At 72.9% G+C, this 16,381-nt stretch carries 13 protein-coding genes; 3 read left to right on the plus strand and 10 right to left on the minus strand.

Going from position 1 to position 16,381, the window contains the following annotated elements; genetic code table 11:
• Positions 1 to 79: 79 nt before the first annotated feature.
• Positions 80 to 721: a TetR/AcrR family transcriptional regulator gene (locus ACFWIS_RS09860; protein WP_380451122.1), complete on the minus strand. Its 642-nt coding sequence runs from the start codon at positions 719 to 721 to the stop codon at positions 80 to 82.
• Between the two features lie 109 nt (positions 722 to 830).
• Here ACFWIS_RS09860 and ACFWIS_RS09865 point away from each other — a divergent pair, with 109 nt between their 5' ends.
• A complete protein-coding gene (locus ACFWIS_RS09865; protein WP_380451120.1) occupies positions 831 to 1,616 on the plus strand; it encodes an SDR family oxidoreductase in 786 nt (261 codons plus the stop codon).
• 87 nt (positions 1,617 to 1,703) lie between these two features.
• Here the strand turns inward: ACFWIS_RS09865 and fahA are convergent, their stop codons facing one another.
• The 7 genes from fahA to ACFWIS_RS09900 form a co-directional block, all read right to left on the minus strand.
• The gene (gene fahA, locus ACFWIS_RS09870) at positions 1,704 to 2,924 is read right to left on the minus strand and encodes a fumarylacetoacetase (protein WP_380451118.1); all 1,221 of its coding nucleotides are present in this window, start codon (positions 2,922 to 2,924) and stop codon (positions 1,704 to 1,706) included.
• Entirely contained in the window at positions 2,921 to 3,799 is an 879-nt protein-coding gene (locus ACFWIS_RS09875) for a hypothetical protein (RefSeq protein ID WP_380451116.1), read from the minus strand. The genes fahA and ACFWIS_RS09875 overlap by 4 nt, the downstream gene beginning before the upstream one ends.
• A complete protein-coding gene (locus tag ACFWIS_RS09880; RefSeq protein ID WP_380451114.1) occupies positions 3,796 to 4,998 on the minus strand; it encodes a homogentisate 1,2-dioxygenase in 1,203 nt (400 codons plus the stop codon). The genes ACFWIS_RS09875 and ACFWIS_RS09880 overlap by 4 nt, the downstream gene beginning before the upstream one ends.
• A gap of 58 nt (positions 4,999 to 5,056) precedes the next feature.
• Complete coding sequence (gene hppD / locus ACFWIS_RS09885) at positions 5,057 to 6,271, minus strand: 4-hydroxyphenylpyruvate dioxygenase (protein WP_380451112.1); 1,215 nt, start codon at positions 6,269 to 6,271, stop codon at positions 5,057 to 5,059.
• 268 nt (positions 6,272 to 6,539) lie between these two features.
• Positions 6,540 to 7,886, minus strand: a complete 1,347-nt coding sequence (locus ACFWIS_RS09890; RefSeq protein ID WP_380451110.1) for a phosphoribosyltransferase family protein — start codon at positions 7,884 to 7,886, stop codon at positions 6,540 to 6,542.
• Positions 7,887 to 8,305: 419 nt separating this feature from the next.
• The gene (locus ACFWIS_RS09895) at positions 8,306 to 10,006 is read right to left on the minus strand and encodes an acyl-CoA dehydrogenase family protein (RefSeq protein ID WP_380451108.1); all 1,701 of its coding nucleotides are present in this window, start codon (positions 10,004 to 10,006) and stop codon (positions 8,306 to 8,308) included.
• A 209-nt stretch (positions 10,007 to 10,215) separates the two neighbouring features.
• Positions 10,216 to 10,788 carry a PadR family transcriptional regulator gene (locus tag ACFWIS_RS09900; RefSeq protein ID WP_380451106.1) on the minus strand — a complete coding sequence of 191 codons (573 nt, stop codon included), beginning with the start codon at positions 10,786 to 10,788 and terminating at the stop codon, positions 10,216 to 10,218.
• A gap of 184 nt (positions 10,789 to 10,972) precedes the next feature.
• Here ACFWIS_RS09900 and ACFWIS_RS09905 point away from each other — a divergent pair, with 184 nt between their 5' ends.
• Complete coding sequence (locus ACFWIS_RS09905; RefSeq protein WP_380451104.1) at positions 10,973 to 11,443, plus strand: SPW repeat protein; 471 nt, start codon at positions 10,973 to 10,975, stop codon at positions 11,441 to 11,443.
• A gap of 130 nt (positions 11,444 to 11,573) precedes the next feature.
• Here the strand turns inward: ACFWIS_RS09905 and ACFWIS_RS09910 are convergent, their stop codons facing one another.
• Complete coding sequence (locus ACFWIS_RS09910) at positions 11,574 to 12,980, minus strand: class II fumarate hydratase (protein WP_380451102.1); 1,407 nt, start codon at positions 12,978 to 12,980, stop codon at positions 11,574 to 11,576.
• A gap of 190 nt (positions 12,981 to 13,170) precedes the next feature.
• Entirely contained in the window at positions 13,171 to 13,965 is a 795-nt protein-coding gene (locus ACFWIS_RS09915) for a carbon-nitrogen hydrolase family protein (protein ID WP_380451100.1), read from the minus strand.
• Between the two features lie 421 nt (positions 13,966 to 14,386).
• Here ACFWIS_RS09915 and ACFWIS_RS09920 point away from each other — a divergent pair, with 421 nt between their 5' ends.
• Positions 14,387 to 16,324, plus strand: coding sequence for a cholesterol oxidase substrate-binding domain-containing protein (locus ACFWIS_RS09920; RefSeq protein WP_380451098.1), 1,938 nt, complete (start codon positions 14,387 to 14,389; stop codon positions 16,322 to 16,324).
• Positions 16,325 to 16,381: the final 57 nt, after the last annotated feature.

The following is a 16,381-nucleotide window of genomic DNA, read 5'->3' on the forward strand; positions in this document are numbered from 1 at the left end:
GCCGTCCACGGTACCGGGGCGGGTGGGGCGTTGTGATCACGAGGCCTTCCCGGTCGCCGGGGCCGGGGCGGTCCGGCGGTCACGGCCAGGCGCGCAGAGCGAGTTCGGCGGTGCGGGCCAGCTCCTCGGCGGTGGCGCCGTCGCGGGCCTGCTGGGACATGCCCTGGATGACCGTGGCGAAGTACCCGGCCAGCGCCTCCGGGTCGGCCCCGGGCGGCAGTTCGCCGTCCTGCCGGGCGGTGCGCAGCCGCTCCTCGAAGACCCGCCGGTTGGCGTTGCGCAGCTCGCGCAGCTGCGCCTGGATCCCGGCGTCCTGCGGGCTGACGTTGGTGGCGGCGGTGATCACCAGGCAGCCCGCCGGGTGGGAGGGGTCCGGGTAGATCGCGGCTGCCTCGCGCAGGATGCGGGCGAAGGCCGCGCGGGCGCAGGCCTCCTCGGCCAGTGCGACGCCGACGAACGCGCCGACCGGGGAGTGCCCGTAACGGCGGACGACCTCCTCGAAGAGCGTGCGCTTGTCGCCGAAGGCGGCGTAGAGGCTGCCGGGGCGGATGCCCATCGCGGTGGTGAGGTCGGTGACCGAGGTCGCCTCGTAGCCGCGTTCCCAGAACAGCCGGGTGGCCGCCGTCAGCGCCTCCTCCCGGTCGAAGGCCGGCGGGCGGCCGCGCCGGGCGCGGGGCGCCGGGCCGGTGGCGGTGCTGTCGGGTGTCGCGGCCTCGGTCATGGGATGGATTTTAGAGCAGTCACTCAAGAAGTGTGTGCTAGCTTCTTTATTGAGCGATCGCTCAAGAAATGCCGGGATGCAACTCGGCGCAACAGGAGGGGACTCGGTCATGGGGTCGAGCACGGGCGGGTACGGGCTCCGCGGCAAGGTGGCGCTGGTCACCGGCGGCAGCAGGGGGATCGGCCGGGCCATCGCCCGCCGGCTCGGGCGGGACGGCGCCACCGTCGCGGTGGGCTACGCCCGGGACGAGGCGGCGGCGCGGGAGGTGGTCGAGGGGATCAGGGCCCACGGCGGGCGGGCCTTCGCGCTGCGCGCCGAACTGGGGCGGCACGGCGACGCGGCCGCGCTGTGGGCGGCCTTCGACGCGGAGGTCGGGGCGCACGCGCCCGGCGGCGGGGTCGACATCATCGTGAACAACGCCGGGATCGGGCGCAGTTCGGACCTCGCGACGCTGACCGAGGAGGGCTTCGACGAGGTGTTCGCGGTGAACGTCCGGGCGCCGTTCTTCGTGGTGCAGCACGGGCTGGAGCGGCTGCGGGACGGCGGGCGGATCATCAACGTGTCCAGCGGGGCGGCCCGGCTCGCGATGCCGGAGATCATCGCCTACGGCGCGACCAAGGGCGCGCTCGACACCTTCACGCTCAACCTCGCCAAGCAGCTCGGCCCGCGCGGCATCACCGCCAACTCGGTCGCGCCCGGTGTGGTGGACACCGACGTCAACGCGGGCTGGCTGCGCGGCAATCCGGCGGCGGAGGCGCATGCGGCCTCGCTCGCCGCGCTCGGCCGGGTCGGGCAGCCGGAGGACATCGCGGACATCGTCGCCTTCCTGGCCTCGGAGGACGCGCGCTGGGTCACCGGGCGGGTCGTCGACGCGACGGGCGGCGCGGGGCTGTAGACGGCGAACAGCTGACAGCTGACAGATTTCATCATCTGAAATCCGTCAGTTGTCAGCTGTCAGTTGTCACGTGACGTCTGTCGCCCGTCAGCCCCGCACCCGCCCCGCGACCTCGCCGAAGCCGACCAGCGCGCCGTCCGGCCCCGGGGCCGTCGCCGTGATGACGACCTCGTCGCCGTCCTCCAGGAAGGTCCGGGTCGTCCCGTCCGGCAGCTTGAGCGGCTCCTCGCCGTTCCAGGTCAGCTCGATCAGCGCGCCCCGGGTGTCCGGCTCCGGCCCGCTGACCGTCCCCGAGGCGAACAGGTCGCCGGTGCGCAGCGAGGCGCCGTTGACGGTCATGTGGGTCAGCTGCTGTTGCGCCGTCCAGTACATGGACGCGAACGGCGGGCGCGAGACCAGGTGCCCGTTCAGCCGGACCTCCATGGCCAGGTCCAGCCCCCACGGCTCGCCGCCGCGGTCGTCCAGGTACGCCAGCGGCTCGACGTCGCGCTCCGGCGGGGCGACCCGGGCGTGCTGCAGGGCGTCCAGCGGCACGATCCACGGCGAGACCGAGGTCGCGAAGGACTTGCCCAGGAAGGGGCCGAGCGGCACGTACTCCCAGGCCTGGATGTCGCGCGCCGACCAGTCGTTGAGCAGGCAGACGCCGAACACGTGCTCGCGGAAGTCGTCCAGCACGACCGGCCGGCCCAGCTCGGACGGCGTGCCGACGACGAAGCCGACCTCGGCCTCGATGTCCAGTCGGCGGGTCGGCCCGAAGGCCGGCGCGGCGTCGGCGGGAGCCTTGCGCTGTCCGTGCGGACGCACCACCGGCGTGCCGGACACCACGACGGTGCCCGCCCGCCCGTGGTAACCGATCGGCAGGTGCTTCCAGTTGGGGGTGAGCGGCTCCGAGCCCGGGCGGAAGATCCGGCCCAGGTTGGTGGCGTGGTGCTCGGAGGCGTAGAAGTCGACGTAGTCCGCGACCTCGAACGGCAGGTGCAGTTCGACCTGGTCGGCCGGCAGCAGCGCGGGCGACAGCGCCTCGCGGAAGGACTCGTCCGTCAGCCAGGCGGTGAGGTCGGCGCGGACCCGCGTCCAGGTCGAACGTCCGGCCGCCATCAGCGGGTTGAGCGAGTCGGCGTCCAGCAGCACCGACGGGGCCCCGGCGGCCCGGGCGGCGGCTCCGGCGTCCAGCACGAAGTCCCCGACGCGCACGCCGATCCGGCGCTGCCCGGGCCGGTCGGCCGCGGTGAAGACGCCGTACGGCAGGTTGTGCACGCCGAACGGCGAGTCCTGGGCGCTGGCCAGCCAGCTGCGGGGGGTGCTCAACGGTCCTCCTGGAGGAGTGGACTGGGCGACAGCAGGCCGAGCGCGGCCAGGTCGTCCAGGGGTTCGGCGACGCTGCAGGTGCCGAACGCGGTGAACGAGTTGCGGATCACCGTAACCTGGTGCCCGCTCAGGGCGTGGACGGCCTTGGCCAGCACCGCGCCGTCGCGCTCGGCCAGCACCTCGGCGGCCGCGGCGCGGTCCGTCTCCTGGGCGGCCAGCAGGACGTTGAGGAAGCCGTGGTGCTCGAACCCGGTCTCCGGGTCGGTGTGCCGGACGGCGTTGTGCAGGCCCGCCGTGCACTTGTACGGCAGGCCGCGCCGGGCGCAGCCGGTGAGGAAGGCGGCCAGCTCGTCCTCGTCCGGGAACGCCTCCGCGACGACGCCGCCGGTGCGGAACTTCGCCCGGTAGGCGCTGTCGAGCAGGGCGTCCAGCACGGCGTCCAGGTCGTCCCCGCGCAGGAGTTCGCGCGGCAGCTCGACGGCGGCGGGCACGTCGACCGGCAGCAGCCGGTCCAGTTCGGCCACGGCCTCCTGCACGTCCCGGGTGGCGAGCTCGACGCCCGCGACCTCGAAGGGTGCGGCGGCGGTGAGCGCCGGCCCGAGCTCGGGACTGCCCCCCGGCAGTACCAGCCCGACCCTGAGCGGCCCGGTGCCCGCCACCGCCGCGGCCAGGTCGCCCAACCGGCCCGCCCCGCAGAGGAACGGGCCGACCGCGTCGGCGTACCAGGCCGTGCGGTGGGCGCGGTGCGCGGGCACGGCCTCGGCGACCGGCAGGTTCCCCGGGGGGAACACCGCCGCGTCGTCGAAGAGCCCGCGGAACAACTCCGGGATCGGCGACGGGGCCGCGGAGGGGAACACGGGGGTGCCGGGACTCATCGGCCGGGCCCCCGACCCGCCCAGGTCCAGGCGTAGGCGGCGTCCTCGGTGGCCCGTCCGCCCTCGCCGAGCTCCAGCGGGCGGAAGGTGTCCACCATGACCGCCAGCTCGTCGAAGAACTCCACGCCGATGCTGCGCTCGTACGCGCCCGGCTGCGGCCCGTGGGTGTGCCCGCCGGGGTGCAGCGAGATGGAGCCCTGGCCGATGCCGGAGCCCTTGCGGGCCGCGTAGTCGCCGCCGCAGTAGAACATGACCTCGTCGCTGTCCACGTTGGCGTGGTAGTACGGCACCGGGATCGACAGCGGGTGGTAATCCACCTTGCGGGGAACGAAGTTGCAGATCACGAAGTTGTTGCCCTCGAACACCTGGTGGGCCGGCGGCGGCTGGTGGACCCGCCCGGTGATCGGTTCGAAGTCCCGGATGTTGAAGGCGTACGGGTACAGGCAGCCGTCCCAGCCGACCACGTCGAACGGGTGGTGCGGCACGGTGTAGCGGGTGCCCGAAACCCCGTTCGGGCCACGGTGCTTGACCAGCACGTCGACGTCCCCGGGGGTGTCGACCACCAGCGGCCCGACCGGCCCGCGGAAGTCCCGCTCGCAGTACGGCGCGTGCTCCAGCAGCTGCCCGTACTTGGAGAGGTAGCGCTTGACCGGGGTGATGTGGCTGTTGGCCTCGATGCAGTACGCGCGCAGCGGCTCGTTCCCGGACGGCACCCAGCGGTGGGTGGTGGCGCGCGGGATGATCACGTAGTCGCCCTGGCCGACCTCGATCGAGCCGAAGACCGTCTCGACCGTGCCCGCGCCGGACTCCACGTACACGCACTCGTCGCCGAGCCCGTTGCGGTACAGCTCGCTCGGGGCCCCGGCGGCGACGTACGAGATCCGCACGTCGCCGTTGCCGAGGACGAGCCGCCGGCTGCCGACGACGTCCGCGGACTTCCACTCCTGGCCCGCGAACAGCTCGTGCAGCTTGAGGTGGCGGGGGAGCAGGGGATGGTTGGGCACCGTGGACTGGTCGGGCAGCTCCCAGGGCGCCGCGTCGACCACCGCCGAGGGGATGCCCCGGTGGTAGAGCAGCGACGAGTCGGAGGAGAACCCCTCCTCGCCCATCAACTCCTCGTAGTACAGCCCGCCTTCGGGGGTGCGGTGCTGGGTGTGCCGCTTGGGCGGGATGCTGCCCAGCTGCCGGTAGTACGCCATCTCCGTGCTCCTCCTCGACCGTCCGTCAGGGTCGGCGTCAATCAGGGTAGGCCGACGCTCACAGGTTGCCGCGACGGTCCTGCTCGCGCTCGATCGACTCGAACAGCGCCTTGAAGTTGCCCTTGCCGAAGCCCAGCGAACCGTGCCGCTCGATGAACTCGTAGAAGACGGTGGGCCGGTCGCCGATCGGCTTGGTGAAGATCTGCAGCAGGTAGCCGTCCTCGTCGCGGTCGACCAGGATGCCGCGCTTCTTCAGCTCCTCGATCGGCACCCGGACCTTGCCGATCCGCTCGCGCAGCTCCGGGTCGTCGTAGTAGGCGTCCGGGGTGTTGAGGAACTCGACGCCGCGCGAGCGCAGCACGTCCACGGTGGTGAGGATGTCGTTCGTGGCGAGCGCCATGTGCTGGCAGCCGGGGCCGGTGTAGAACTCCAGGTACTCGTCGATCTGGGACTTCTTCTTGGCGATGGCCGGCTCGTTGAGCGGGAACTTCACCCGGTGGTTGCCGCTGGCGACGACCTTGGACATCAGGGCGGAGTACTCGGTGGCGATGTCGTCGCCGACGAACTCGGCCATGTTCACGAAGCCCATGACCCGGTTGTAGAACTGGACCCACTCGTCCATCCGGCCCAGCTCGACGTTGCCGACGGCGTGGTCCAGGGCCTGGAACAGGCGCTTGGGCGAGCCCTCCGGGTGGGTGACGCCGCTCTTGGCGACGACGTAGCCCGGCAGGTACGGGCCGCTGTAGCGGGAGCGGTCGATCAGGGTGTGGCGGGTCTCGCCGTACGTGGCGATGGCCGCGCGGCGCACGGTGCCGTTCTCGTCCGAGACGTCGTTCGGCTCCTCCAGGACGGTGGCGCCGCTGGCCCGGGCGTGCTCGATGCACTTGTCGACGTCCGGGACCTCCAGGGCGAGGTCGACCACGCCGTCGCCGTGGCGGCGGTGGTGGTCCAGCAGCGCGCTGTCCGGCTGGACGCCGCCCTTGATCACGAAGCGGCAGGAGCCGGAGCGCAGCACGTAGGCCTTGCGGTCGCGGCGGCCGGTCTCCGGGCCGGAGTAGGCGACCAGCTCCATGCCGAACACGACCTGGTAGAACTGGGCCGTCTGGGTGGCGTTGCCGACCACGAAGACGACCGCGTCCTGCGCGGTGACCGGGAACGGGTCGGCGGCCTGGTCGTGCTCGACGAGTCCGACCAGGCGGCGCAGCTGGTCGGCGTCGAGGCCGGCCTCGCGCTCCTCGGGGGTCAGCTCAAGGGCGTGGGTCTGCGGGGTCATCGCTCGTTCCTCCACTCAGGGCCTCGGCGTTGAGGCTTCCGGGGGTTTCCGGGGGCTCGGGGCCTTCCGGTGCGGATCGCGTGGATCGCTGCCGCACGGCGACGGGTGGGCGGTGCGGTTGCGCAGAGCTTGCTCCTGTCCTGAGGGTTGGGCAACAGGTCGGTTTTCCACTGCTCAATGTGTACAAGCTGATCAGGAAATCCCGCCTTCGGCTGCGCAATATGTGCTGCCCCCGGGCGGTGCCCGCGCGAAATCTGCGCAACTGGCGCTACCCGCCCTCGGCGGGCGGTGCGCCGATGGTCGGCAGGTGCCGCAGGAACCAGTCCCCGGCCAGCTCAGCGGCCTGGTCGAGGGTGCCCGGCTCCTCGAACAGGTGGCTCGCGTGCGGCACCACCGCCAGCTCGCTCGCGCCGCCCAGCAGGGCCCGGGCCCGCCGGTTGAGGTCGAGCACGGTGGGGTCCAGGGAGCCGACCACGAGCAGCGTCGGCGCGCCCACCCGGCCGAGGACGTCCGGCCCGGCGAGGTCCGGGCGCCCGCCCCGGGAGACCACGGCGCGCACCGCCGGGCCCAGTTCGGCGGCGGTGTACAGGGCGGCGGCCGCGCCGGTGCTGGCGCCGAAGAGGCCGAGCGGCAGGCCGCGCGCCCCCTCGGTGCGGCCCAGTTCCCGGGCGACGGCGGTCAGCCGGGCACCGAGCAGGGCGACGTCGAACACCTTGCGCCGGTCCGGCTCCTCGGCCTCGGTGAGCAGGTCGAACAGCAGGGTGCCCAGCCCGGCCCGGTTCAGGTGGCGGGCGACGTGCCGGTTGCGCGGACTGCGCCGGCCGCTGCCGCTGCCGTGCGCGAACACCACGACCCCGACCGCCCCGGCCGGGACGCTCAGCCGACCGGCCAGCCGGACCCCGGCGACGGGCAGCACCAGCTCGCGGTCGGTGCCCGCGGCGGACGCGCCCGGCGGGTCCGCCCGCTCGCCCCGGGCCTCGGCCAGCAGCCGCAGCACCTCCTCGTCGCCGGTCTGGGTGAAGTCGGCGTAGAACTCGCCGATCGCGAAGAACGGCGACGGCGTGTCGACGCAGACCAGCTCGTCGGCCGCCTCGGACAGCCGCTCCGTCCAGTCCCGGGGCGCCACCGGGACGGCCAGCACCACCCGGGCCGCGCCGCGCGCCCGGACGATCCGGCAGGCGGCCAGGGCGGTGGAGCCGGTGGCGATGCCGTCGTCCACCACGACCACGGTCCGCCCGCGCAGGTCGGCCGCCGGACGGTCGCCCCGGTAGCGGCGGGCCCGGCGCTCCAGCTCGGTGCGCTCGCGCCGTTCCACCTGCGCCAGCTGCTCCCCGCCCACCCCGGCGAGCCGGATGACCTGCTCGTTCAGCACCCGGACGCCGTCCTCGCCGATCGCCCCCATGCCCAGCTCGGGCTGGTACGGCACGCCGAGCTTGCGGATCACACAGATGTCCAGCGGTGCGCCGAGCGCCGCCGCCACCTCGGCGGCCACCGGCACCCCGCCCCGGGGCAGGGCGACCACCACGGTGCCGGGGCCGGCGAGGTGACCGAGGCGGGCGGCCAGCCGGCGGCCGGCGTCGGTGCGGTCGGTGAAGTGGGTTCCGGTGACGTGCATTTCACGGCCTCCGGGTTCCACCGTACGCCGCTCGCGGCGGGCCGGTGCCGGGCGTGTGGGGCCCGCGGCCCCGGGCCCTCGTGGGTTGGCCCGGGGGCGGTCCCGGGGCGTCCCCAAGGGGTGCCCAGGGCGCTTCCAGGGCCTGCCGGGGCGGCCCGGGACATGGTCGGGGCGCGGTCGGGACATGGCCGGGCACGGGGGCACATCTTCGAGAAGCTGCACGTGGCCACCTGGGCCGAGGCGGTCGCCCGGGCCCGCGACATGGGCCTCGGCGACGGCTGACGCCGTTCCCCGTTTCCCGTTTCCCGGTTCTCGTTCCCCTGCTCCCCTGCTCCCCTGCTCCCCGTGCTCGGGAGAGGCGGTCCGGGGGTGCCGGTCCGCCGACCGGCACCCCCGGAGACTTGCGTGTCCTACTGGCCCTACGGCTGCATCTCGTACGCGCCGGAGAGCGCCTCGACCCGGGCCCACACCTTCGCGGCGCGCTCGGCGTCCGCCACCGGGCGGCGCACGTTGGCCAGCGCCCAGGCGGCCTGCTCCTCGGTCGCGGAGGCCTTGCCGTGCAGCTCGGTCGCGTGCGCGGAGAAGTCCCGGACCAGCGCGTCGAAGACCTGGTCCAGCACGTCCGCGTCCAGCCCGGTCAGCTCGGCCTGCTCCAGTACCAGCTGGCCGTAGACGATCAGCGCGAACAGCTGGCCGATCTCCAGCAGGAAGTCCAGGTCGGCCTGCTGCTCCTTGCTCGGCGCGTGCTTGAGCAGCAGCTCGCAGAAACCGTCGGCCTGCTCGCGGAAGCGGGCGACGTTCGGCAGCTGCGCGTGCCGGTCGTAGGCGGCGCGCCAGTCGTGGAAACGGATCGCGCCGAGGCCGCGGGCCGGGCCCTGGTGGAACAGGAAGGCGTCGTCGGCGGCGTCCAGTCGGGTCGGCACCGGCGCGTAGTCGGCGGGCGCGAACAGGTAGTTGCCCATGAACTTGAGGATCAGCGCCAGGTTGACGTGGACGGTGCCCTCCAGCTTCGGCAGGCCGCGGATGTCCTTGGCGGCCTTGTCGAAGTAGGTGTCCGCCTCGAAGCCCTTGGCCGCGATGACGTCCCACATCAGGTCGATGACCTTCTCGCCCTCGGTGGTGACCTTCATCTTGGTCATCGGGTTGAACAGCAGGTAGCGGCGGTCCTCGGGGGAGGCGGTGCGGAAGTAGTCCACGGCGCGGGCGCTGAACAGCTTCATCGCCACCAGGCGGGCGTACGCGTCGGTCAACTCCCGGCGCACGTGCGGGAAGTCGGTGACCTTCCGGCCGTACAGCACCCGGTTGTGGGCGTGCGTGACGGCCTCGTACATCGCGTGCTCGCAGATGCCGACGGAGGCGGTGCAGAGGTTGAACTTGCCGACGTTGACGGTGTTCAGCGCGGCGTCGAAGGCGGCCTGCCCGGTGTGCAGCACGTCCTCGGCGCGCACCGGGTAGTCCTCCAGGCGGAACTCGCTGACGTACATCTGGGCGTTCACCACGTTCTTGACCAGGTGGTACGCCTCGTGGCGGCTGTCGGCGGCGAAGAAGACGTAGCCCTCCGGGCCCTCGACGTCCGAGCGGCGGCCGAAGACCGAGACCAGGCCGGCCACGTTGCCGTTGCCGATGTAGTACTTGGGGCCGGTCGCGGTGAAGCCGCCCTCGCCGTCCGGGGTGAGGATCATGTCGGTGGAGTAGATGTCGGCGCCGTGGGTGCGCTCGGACAGGCCGAAGGCCATCACGTGGCCCTCGGCGAGGAGCTTGGCGGCGCGGGCCCGGACGGCCTCGTTCTCGCTCTGCCAGACCGGGCCGAGGCCCAGGATGGTGACCTGCCAGGTGTACCAGTAGCCGAGGCCGTAGAAGCCGAGGATCTCGTTCAGCTCGGCGATCCGCGCGGTGTCCCAGCGCTTGTCGGGGTCGGCCGACGAGGGGGTCAGGAACTCCGCGAACAGGCCTTCCCGCGCGGCGAATTCGAGGAAGTCGCCGTACCAGGCGCGGTCGATGTAGGTGTCGATGAGCGCCTTCTTGCCGCGGGACTCGAACCAGTCGACGGTCGCGCGCAGCAGCCGACGGGTCGGCTCGTCGAACTGCGCGGGGTCGTAGGTGCGCGGGTTGAAGAGCATCAGGGGCTCCCTGGGGTCGAGGGTGTGAGGGCTCGGCGCGGTTCGGGGGGCGGGGCTGGGTCGGTGGGCGGCGGGCGGCTTTCGGCGTACAGGGTTCAGCGGACGGTTGTCAGCTGACAGATTTCAGGTAACAGATTTCAGACTCTGTCAGCTGAAATCTGTCACCTGTCATCCGTCATCCGGCGGCTGTCACCCGTCACCGTCACCCGTCAGCTGTCGTCCGTCTTCCGGTCCCGTTCGCCGTCCGCGAGCCGGCGCAGGGTGGCGAGCACGTCGTCCAGCCAGGCGAGGGTCATCCGCTCGAACTCGATGCCGCCGCGCAGCACCACGTGCTGGAGTTCCTGCCGGGTGTCCAGTGCGGTGAGGTCGGGGAAGTCCCGCTGCTCGCCGTGCAGGTAGCGGGCGAGCAGGGCGGCGTGACTCTCGCGGTGCCGCTCGACCTCGGAGATCAGCGCAGCCGGGTCGTCGAAGGCGGCGGCCCGGATCTTGACCGCGAGCTCGTGCCGGACGGTCTCCGGCTCGACCGGTTCGCGCAGCCAGCCGGCCAGCGCGGCCCGTCCGGGTGCGGCCGCCGAGTAGACCTTCTTGTCCGGGCGGCCGTCCTGCGCGACCTCCTCGGCGGCGACCCAGCCGTCCGCCTCCATCCGCCGCAGCACCCGGTAGATCTGCTGGTGGGTGGCGGTCCAGAAGCGTCCGATGGAGCGGTCGAAGCGCCGGGCAAGTTCGTACCCGGAGCCGGGCTGCTCCAGCAGCGAGACGAGGATCGCGTGCTCCAGTGCCATGCCCGCATCCTGCTATGCAACGAGTTGCATAGCAATGGAGCACCGGAGTGTTGAGACGCAGGTCACCGGCGTGACCGGATGGTTATCGGTCATTCCGGACTATCAGGTGCAAAACCTTGGAGAAGCGCCAGAATGGGTACGGGGCTTGTCCCTTCCATGGTCCGAACCACAGGAGGTGGTATCGGTGGCAACCCACATGCCGACGGGCATGGAGCACCACCCGGACATCGTCGAACTCCGGGAACACTACGAGCGGGTCACCTCGACCCCCCGCGCCCAGGGCATCGAAGCCCTGGCCGTACTGGCCGGTCTTTTCCTGGCGGCATCGCCTTGGATCGTCGGCTTCACCGCGTTCAGCACCCTGACCGTGACCTGCCTGATCGTGGGTCTGGCCTACACCGCGCTGATGGCCGGCTACGGCTCGGCCTACGAGCGGACCCACGCGAGGGCTTGGGCCGCCTCCGCGCTCGGTATCTGGACGATCATCTCTCCCTGGGCCGTCTCCGGGTCCGTCGCGCACGGCAAGAACATCGTCACCTGCGTCATCGTCGGTGCCGTGATGTTCCTGCTCGGCCTCGCAGCGATCTCGATGGCCACGATCACGTCGAACGGAGCAGCGATGCGACTCGGCCGGGCCGGCCGAGCCAAGGGCTGACCTTCCCCGCAGCCCGCGTCCGGGGCACGGAGGGCACGCGAGTTCCCGCCGCGCCCCGGCGCACGTCCGGCCCACGCGCGCTTTGCGTCGGTCACGCTTTGCGTCGGACCTGCCGTACGTCGGACACGCCTTACGGGTGCGTCATCCGCAGCACGTCCAGCGCCTCGTCCAGTTGCTCCTCGGTGAGCGCTCCCCGCTCGACGTAGCCGCGCTCCAGCACCACCTGGCGGATGGTCTTCCGCTCGGCCAGCGCCTGCTTGGCGACCTTCGCCGCCTCCTCGTACCCGATGTACCGGTTCAGCGGCGTCACCACCGAGGGTGAGGACTCCGCGTACTCACGGGCCCGTTCGACGTTCGCGGTGATGCCGTCCACCGTCCGGTCCGCCAGCAGTCGGGCGCTGTTGGCCAGCAGCCGCACTGACTCCAGCACGTTGCGGGCGATCACCGGGAGCATCACGTTGAGCTCGAAGTTGCCGCTCGCGCCGGCCAGTGTCACCGTCGCGTCGTTGCCCACCACCTGGGCGGCGACCATCAGCACCACCTCGGGCAGCACCGGGTTCACCTTGCCCGGCATGATCGACGAACCGGGCTGGAGGTCCGGCAGGTTGATCTCGCCCAGGCCGGTGCGCGGGCCGGAGCCCATCCACCGCAGGTCGTTCGCGATCTTCGTGAACCCGACCGCCACCGTGCGCAGTTGGCCGCTCAGCTCGACCAGTGCGTCCCGTGCGCCCTGCGCCTCGAAGTGGTCCCGGGCCTCGGTCAGAGGCAGCCCGGTGGCGCGGGCCACCTCCTCGATGACGGCCGCCGGGAAGCCGGGCGGGGTGTTGATGCCGGTGCCCACCGCCGTTCCGCCGAGCGGAAGTTCGGCGACCCGGGGGAGGGTGGCCAGCAGCCGCTCGCGCCCGTGCCGCACCTGCGCCGCGTAGCCGCCGAACTCCTGGCCCAGGGTGACGGGCGTGGCGTCCATCAGGTGGGTCCGGCCCGACTTGACCACCTGGGCGAACTCCACGGACTTGCGCTCCAGCGCCTCCGCCAGGTGCTCCAGCGCCGGGATCAGGTCGTGGGTGACGGCGGCGGTGGCGGCGATGTGGATCGAGGACGGGAACACGTCGTTGGACGACTGGCTCGCGTTCACCTGGTCGTTCGGGTGGACCGGCCTCCCCAGCCGCTCGCCCGCCAGGGTGGCGATCACCTCGTTGGTGTTCATGTTGGACGAGGTGCCCGAGCCGGTCTGGAAGACGTCCACCGGGAACTCGGCGTCCCAGCGGCCCTCCGCCACCTCCTCGGCCGCGGCCGCGATCGCCCCGGCCGTCTCCTCGTCCAGCACCCCGAGGCGGGCGTTCACCCGCGCCGCGGCCGCCTTGATCCGGGCCAGTGCGGCGATGTGCGCACGCTCCAGCCGCTGGCCGGACACCGGGAAGTTCTCCACTGCCCGCTGCGTCTGCGCCTGCCACTTCGCGGCGGCCGGTACCCGCACCTCGCCCATCGAGTCGTGCTCGACCCGGTACTCCTGCGGCTTCTCCCGCTCGTCACCCATCGCGCGCTGCACCTCCTGTACGGGCCCGGTCGGCCCGGTCACCGGCGTTTCCGATCACGACAGCCGCGCGCGGGCCCCGGGTATTTCCACCCGGGGCCCGCGATCCGCCGGACGCCCCGGCCGTGGGGGCGGGAACTGCCGCGCAGGGCGGGCCCAGCGGGCGGGGGCGGGGTCGCCGGGCGGAGCGGGCCTACCGGCCGGGCAACTCGGCGCGGCGCAGTTCAGCGCGGAGGAGTCCGCCCGGCTCGGAGCCGAGCTGGCCGACCACGGTGCCGTCCGGCGCCCACACCCCGGAGCAGCCCGAGGTGTCCGGGAACTCGCCGCTGGCCCCCGCGCTGGTGGACAGCACGCCCCAGACCCGGTGCGCCGCGGTCCGTTCCCGCAGGTGCTCGGCGAGCCGCTCGGCCTGCGCGGGGCCCGGGCCGTACAGGGTGGAGGCGACGTAGGCGTCGATGCCGAGCGCGGCGGTCTCCTCGGCGTGCGTCGGGTCGGCGGCGTCGGCGCAGACCGCCAGGCCGAGCCGCAGGCCGTCCAGCTCCAGCACGAAGGGCTTCTCGCCCGGGGCGAAGCGGTCCAGTTCGGGTCCGTGCAGGCGCATCTTCCGGTAGACGACGGCGGCGCCCTCGCCGGTGACCGCCAGGGTGGCGATGGACTCGCAGCCGTCGGCCTCCACGACCGGTGCGCCGACCAGCGCGAGGGCGCCGGTCGCGGCGCAGGCCTCGACCAGCGGGGCGAGCCGCGGGTCCGCCGTGTCGACGGCGGGGGCGGTCAGGTCGTAGCCGGTCAGCGACAGCTCGGGGAACACCACCAGGCGGGTCCCGGCCTCCCGGACAGCCTCGGCGTGCCGTCCGACGTTGACGTCCAGGGTGTCCGGGCGGCCGGGGGCGGCGCAGACCGGCTGGGCCACGGCGACGGTGACGGCGGCGGGAGCCGGGGTGGCCGCGCCGGTCGGGTCGGTGGCGGTCGGCGGCACGGACGAGGGCATGGTGGGGCCTCCGGGAGGGGGGTCGGTGGTCAAGATCAACCTATGTGCCCGCTGATCAGCCGGGCAACGCGGTATCGCTCCCCGGCTCGGTCCTCGGCCCGGTCCCCGGCCCGACCTTCGGCTCGGTCGTCGCCCTGGTGGCGGGCCTGGAAGTCGGGTTGGTGTTCGGCCCGGTCCTCGGCTCGGAACTGGCGGCGTCACGGCGAGCCGTCGTCCACCGAGTCGTTCCTCGCCGCGCCGAGGACGGGGGTGGACGGCCTTCGTCCGTTCGCGCCATGATCACTCGAACGAGTGAGAACCCGGCCGGATCGCTCCAAACGGGCGTACGGCACTTCGTACGCTCCTGACCGGGTCGGACGGACACCGACCGCCCCGGAGCGCCGAGACCCGGCCCGGGGCACCGACGCAGGGGGCGGACCGGATGACCACGGAACACGACGGCAATCACACCGAGAACACGCACGGCGCGGCGGACGGGCGGGGGAGTGGGCGGGGGAACGGGCGGGAGACCGCCCCGGAGTCCGGCCGCGGCCTGACCAGGCGGCAACTGCTCGGCGCCTCCGCGGCGCTCGGTGGCGCGGCCTGGCTGCTGCGCGGCACCATCGGCCCGGACAGCGCCGAGGCCGCCGCGCCCGTACCGCCCGGCCTGCCCGCCGGCACCGAGCTCTACCAGCGGGTCTTCCAGAACTGGTCCGGCGAGATCCGCACCGACCAGCTGTGGACCTGCGCGCCGCACACCCCCGAGGAGGTCCCGGCCCTCGCCGACTGGGCGCACGCCAACGGCTGGCGGCTGCGCGCCACCGGCTACCGGCACACCTGGGCGCCGCTCACCGTCGCCAACGGGACCCCGGACACCGCCCGCGTCCTGCTGCTGGACACCAACCGGTACCTCACCGCCATCACTGCCGACTCGCCCAGCACCGTCCGGGTACAGACCGGCGCGAGCATGGAGGCTCTGCTCGCCCACCTGGCCGACCGGGGCCTCGGCCTGACGGCCTGCCCGGCGCCGGGTGACCTCACCGTCGGCGGCGTGCTCGCCATCGGCGGCCACGGCACGGCCGCCCCGGCGGGCGGCGAACTGCGCCCGGACGGGCACGGCTACGGCTCGGTCAGCAACCAGGTGGTCCGGCTCACCGCCGTCGTCCTGGACCAGACCACCGGCCGCTACGCGCTGCGCACCTTCGACCGTGCCGAGGCCGACAGCGCCGCCTTCCTGGTGCACCTGGGCCGCGCCTTCCTGACCGAGGTGGTGCTGCGCGCCGGCGCCGACCGCCCGCTGCGCTGCGTCAGCCGGCTGGACATCCCGGCGAGCGACCTGTTCGCCCGCCCGGGGACCGCCACCGGCGGGGGCGGACTGCTCGGCGGGCTGCTGGGTGGCGGGGGCCCGCGCACCCTGGCCGAGTTCGTCGAGCGCGACGGCCGGGTCGAGGTGATCTGGTTCGCCTACACCGACTACCCGTGGCTCAAGACCTGGACCGTCACCCCGACCAAGCCGCTCGCCTCCAGGGCCGTCGACCAGCCCTACAACTACCCCTTCTCGGACAGCATTCCGGAGCCGGTCGCCCGGCTGGCCGGCCAAATCGTCTCCGGCGCCTGGGGGTCGGCCCCGCTGTTCGGCCAACTCCAGTACCTGGTGGCCAAGGTGGCGCTCACCGGCGACCTCACCGACGTCCTGCTCTCCGGCGGACTGCTTCGCGACCTGCTCGGCGGCGACCTGATCACCCACCTGCTCGCGGGTGGACTGCGCTCCGACCTCTGGGGCCCCTCGCGCGCGCTGCTGCAGTACGTCCGGCCCACCACCCTGCGGGTCACCGCGAACGGCTACGCGATCCTGACCAAGCGGGCCGACCTGCAGTGGGTGGTCAGCGAGTTCGCCGCCTACTACCGGCAGTTGCTCGGGGAGTACCAGGCCCGGGGCGAGTTCCCGGTGAACGGTGCGGTGGAGATCCGGGTCACCGGCCTGGACGACGCGTCCTACTCCGGCGTCCCCGGAGCCCGGCCCCCGCTGCTGTCCGCGCTGCGCCCGCGGGCGGACCGGCCGGAGTGGGACACCGCGGTGTGGCTCGACGTCCTGGCGTTCCCCGGCACGCCCGGACTGGAGCGCTTCGCCCGGGACCTGGAGCAGTGGCTGCTGCGCACCTTCGACGGGACCAGGGCCGGCATGCGGGTCGAGTGGTCCAAGGGCTGGGCCTACACCACGGAAGCGGCCTGGTCCGACCAGGACCTGCTCGGCCGGGTCATCCCCGACAGCCTGCGGGCCGGTGGCGGGCCCGGCTGGGACGAGGCGGTCGCCACGCTGGACCGGTACGACCCGCACAGGGTGTTCGGGAACCCGTTCCTGGACGGGCTGTTGAAGTAGCGGCTGACGGCTGACAGATAACAGCCGACGGCTGACAGATTTTGAAATCTGTCAGCC

This window comes from Kitasatospora sp. NPDC127060 (assembly GCF_042724935.1).
In the GTDB taxonomy this organism is placed as follows: Bacteria; Actinomycetota; Actinomycetes; order Streptomycetales; family Streptomycetaceae; genus Kitasatospora.

Excerpts from the sequence above, each read along its gene's own strand:
- ACFWIS_RS09860 (WP_380451122.1), bottom strand. The coding sequence starts at position 721 with ATGACCGAGGCCGCGACACCCGACAGCACCGCCACCGGCCCGGCGCCC.
- ACFWIS_RS09865 (WP_380451120.1), top strand. The coding sequence starts at position 831 with ATGGGGTCGAGCACGGGCGGGTACGGGCTCCGCGGCAAGGTGGCGCTG.
- ACFWIS_RS09875 (WP_380451116.1), bottom strand. The coding sequence starts at position 3,799 with ATGAGTCCCGGCACCCCCGTGTTCCCCTCCGCGGCCCCGTCGCCGATC.
- ACFWIS_RS09880 (WP_380451114.1), bottom strand. The coding sequence starts at position 4,998 with ATGGCGTACTACCGGCAGCTGGGCAGCATCCCGCCCAAGCGGCACACC.
- hppD (WP_380451112.1), bottom strand. The coding sequence starts at position 6,271 with ATGACCCCGCAGACCCACGCCCTTGAGCTGACCCCCGAGGAGCGCGAG.
- ACFWIS_RS09890 (WP_380451110.1), bottom strand. The coding sequence starts at position 7,886 with ATGCACGTCACCGGAACCCACTTCACCGACCGCACCGACGCCGGCCGC.
- ACFWIS_RS09895 (WP_380451108.1), bottom strand. The coding sequence starts at position 10,006 with ATGCTCTTCAACCCGCGCACCTACGACCCCGCGCAGTTCGACGAGCCG.
- ACFWIS_RS09900 (WP_380451106.1), bottom strand. The coding sequence starts at position 10,788 with ATGGCACTGGAGCACGCGATCCTCGTCTCGCTGCTGGAGCAGCCCGGC.
- ACFWIS_RS09910 (WP_380451102.1), bottom strand. The coding sequence starts at position 12,980 with ATGGGTGACGAGCGGGAGAAGCCGCAGGAGTACCGGGTCGAGCACGAC.
- ACFWIS_RS09915 (WP_380451100.1), bottom strand. The coding sequence starts at position 13,965 with ATGCCCTCGTCCGTGCCGCCGACCGCCACCGACCCGACCGGCGCGGCC.
- ACFWIS_RS09920 (WP_380451098.1), top strand. The coding sequence starts at position 14,387 with ATGACCACGGAACACGACGGCAATCACACCGAGAACACGCACGGCGCG.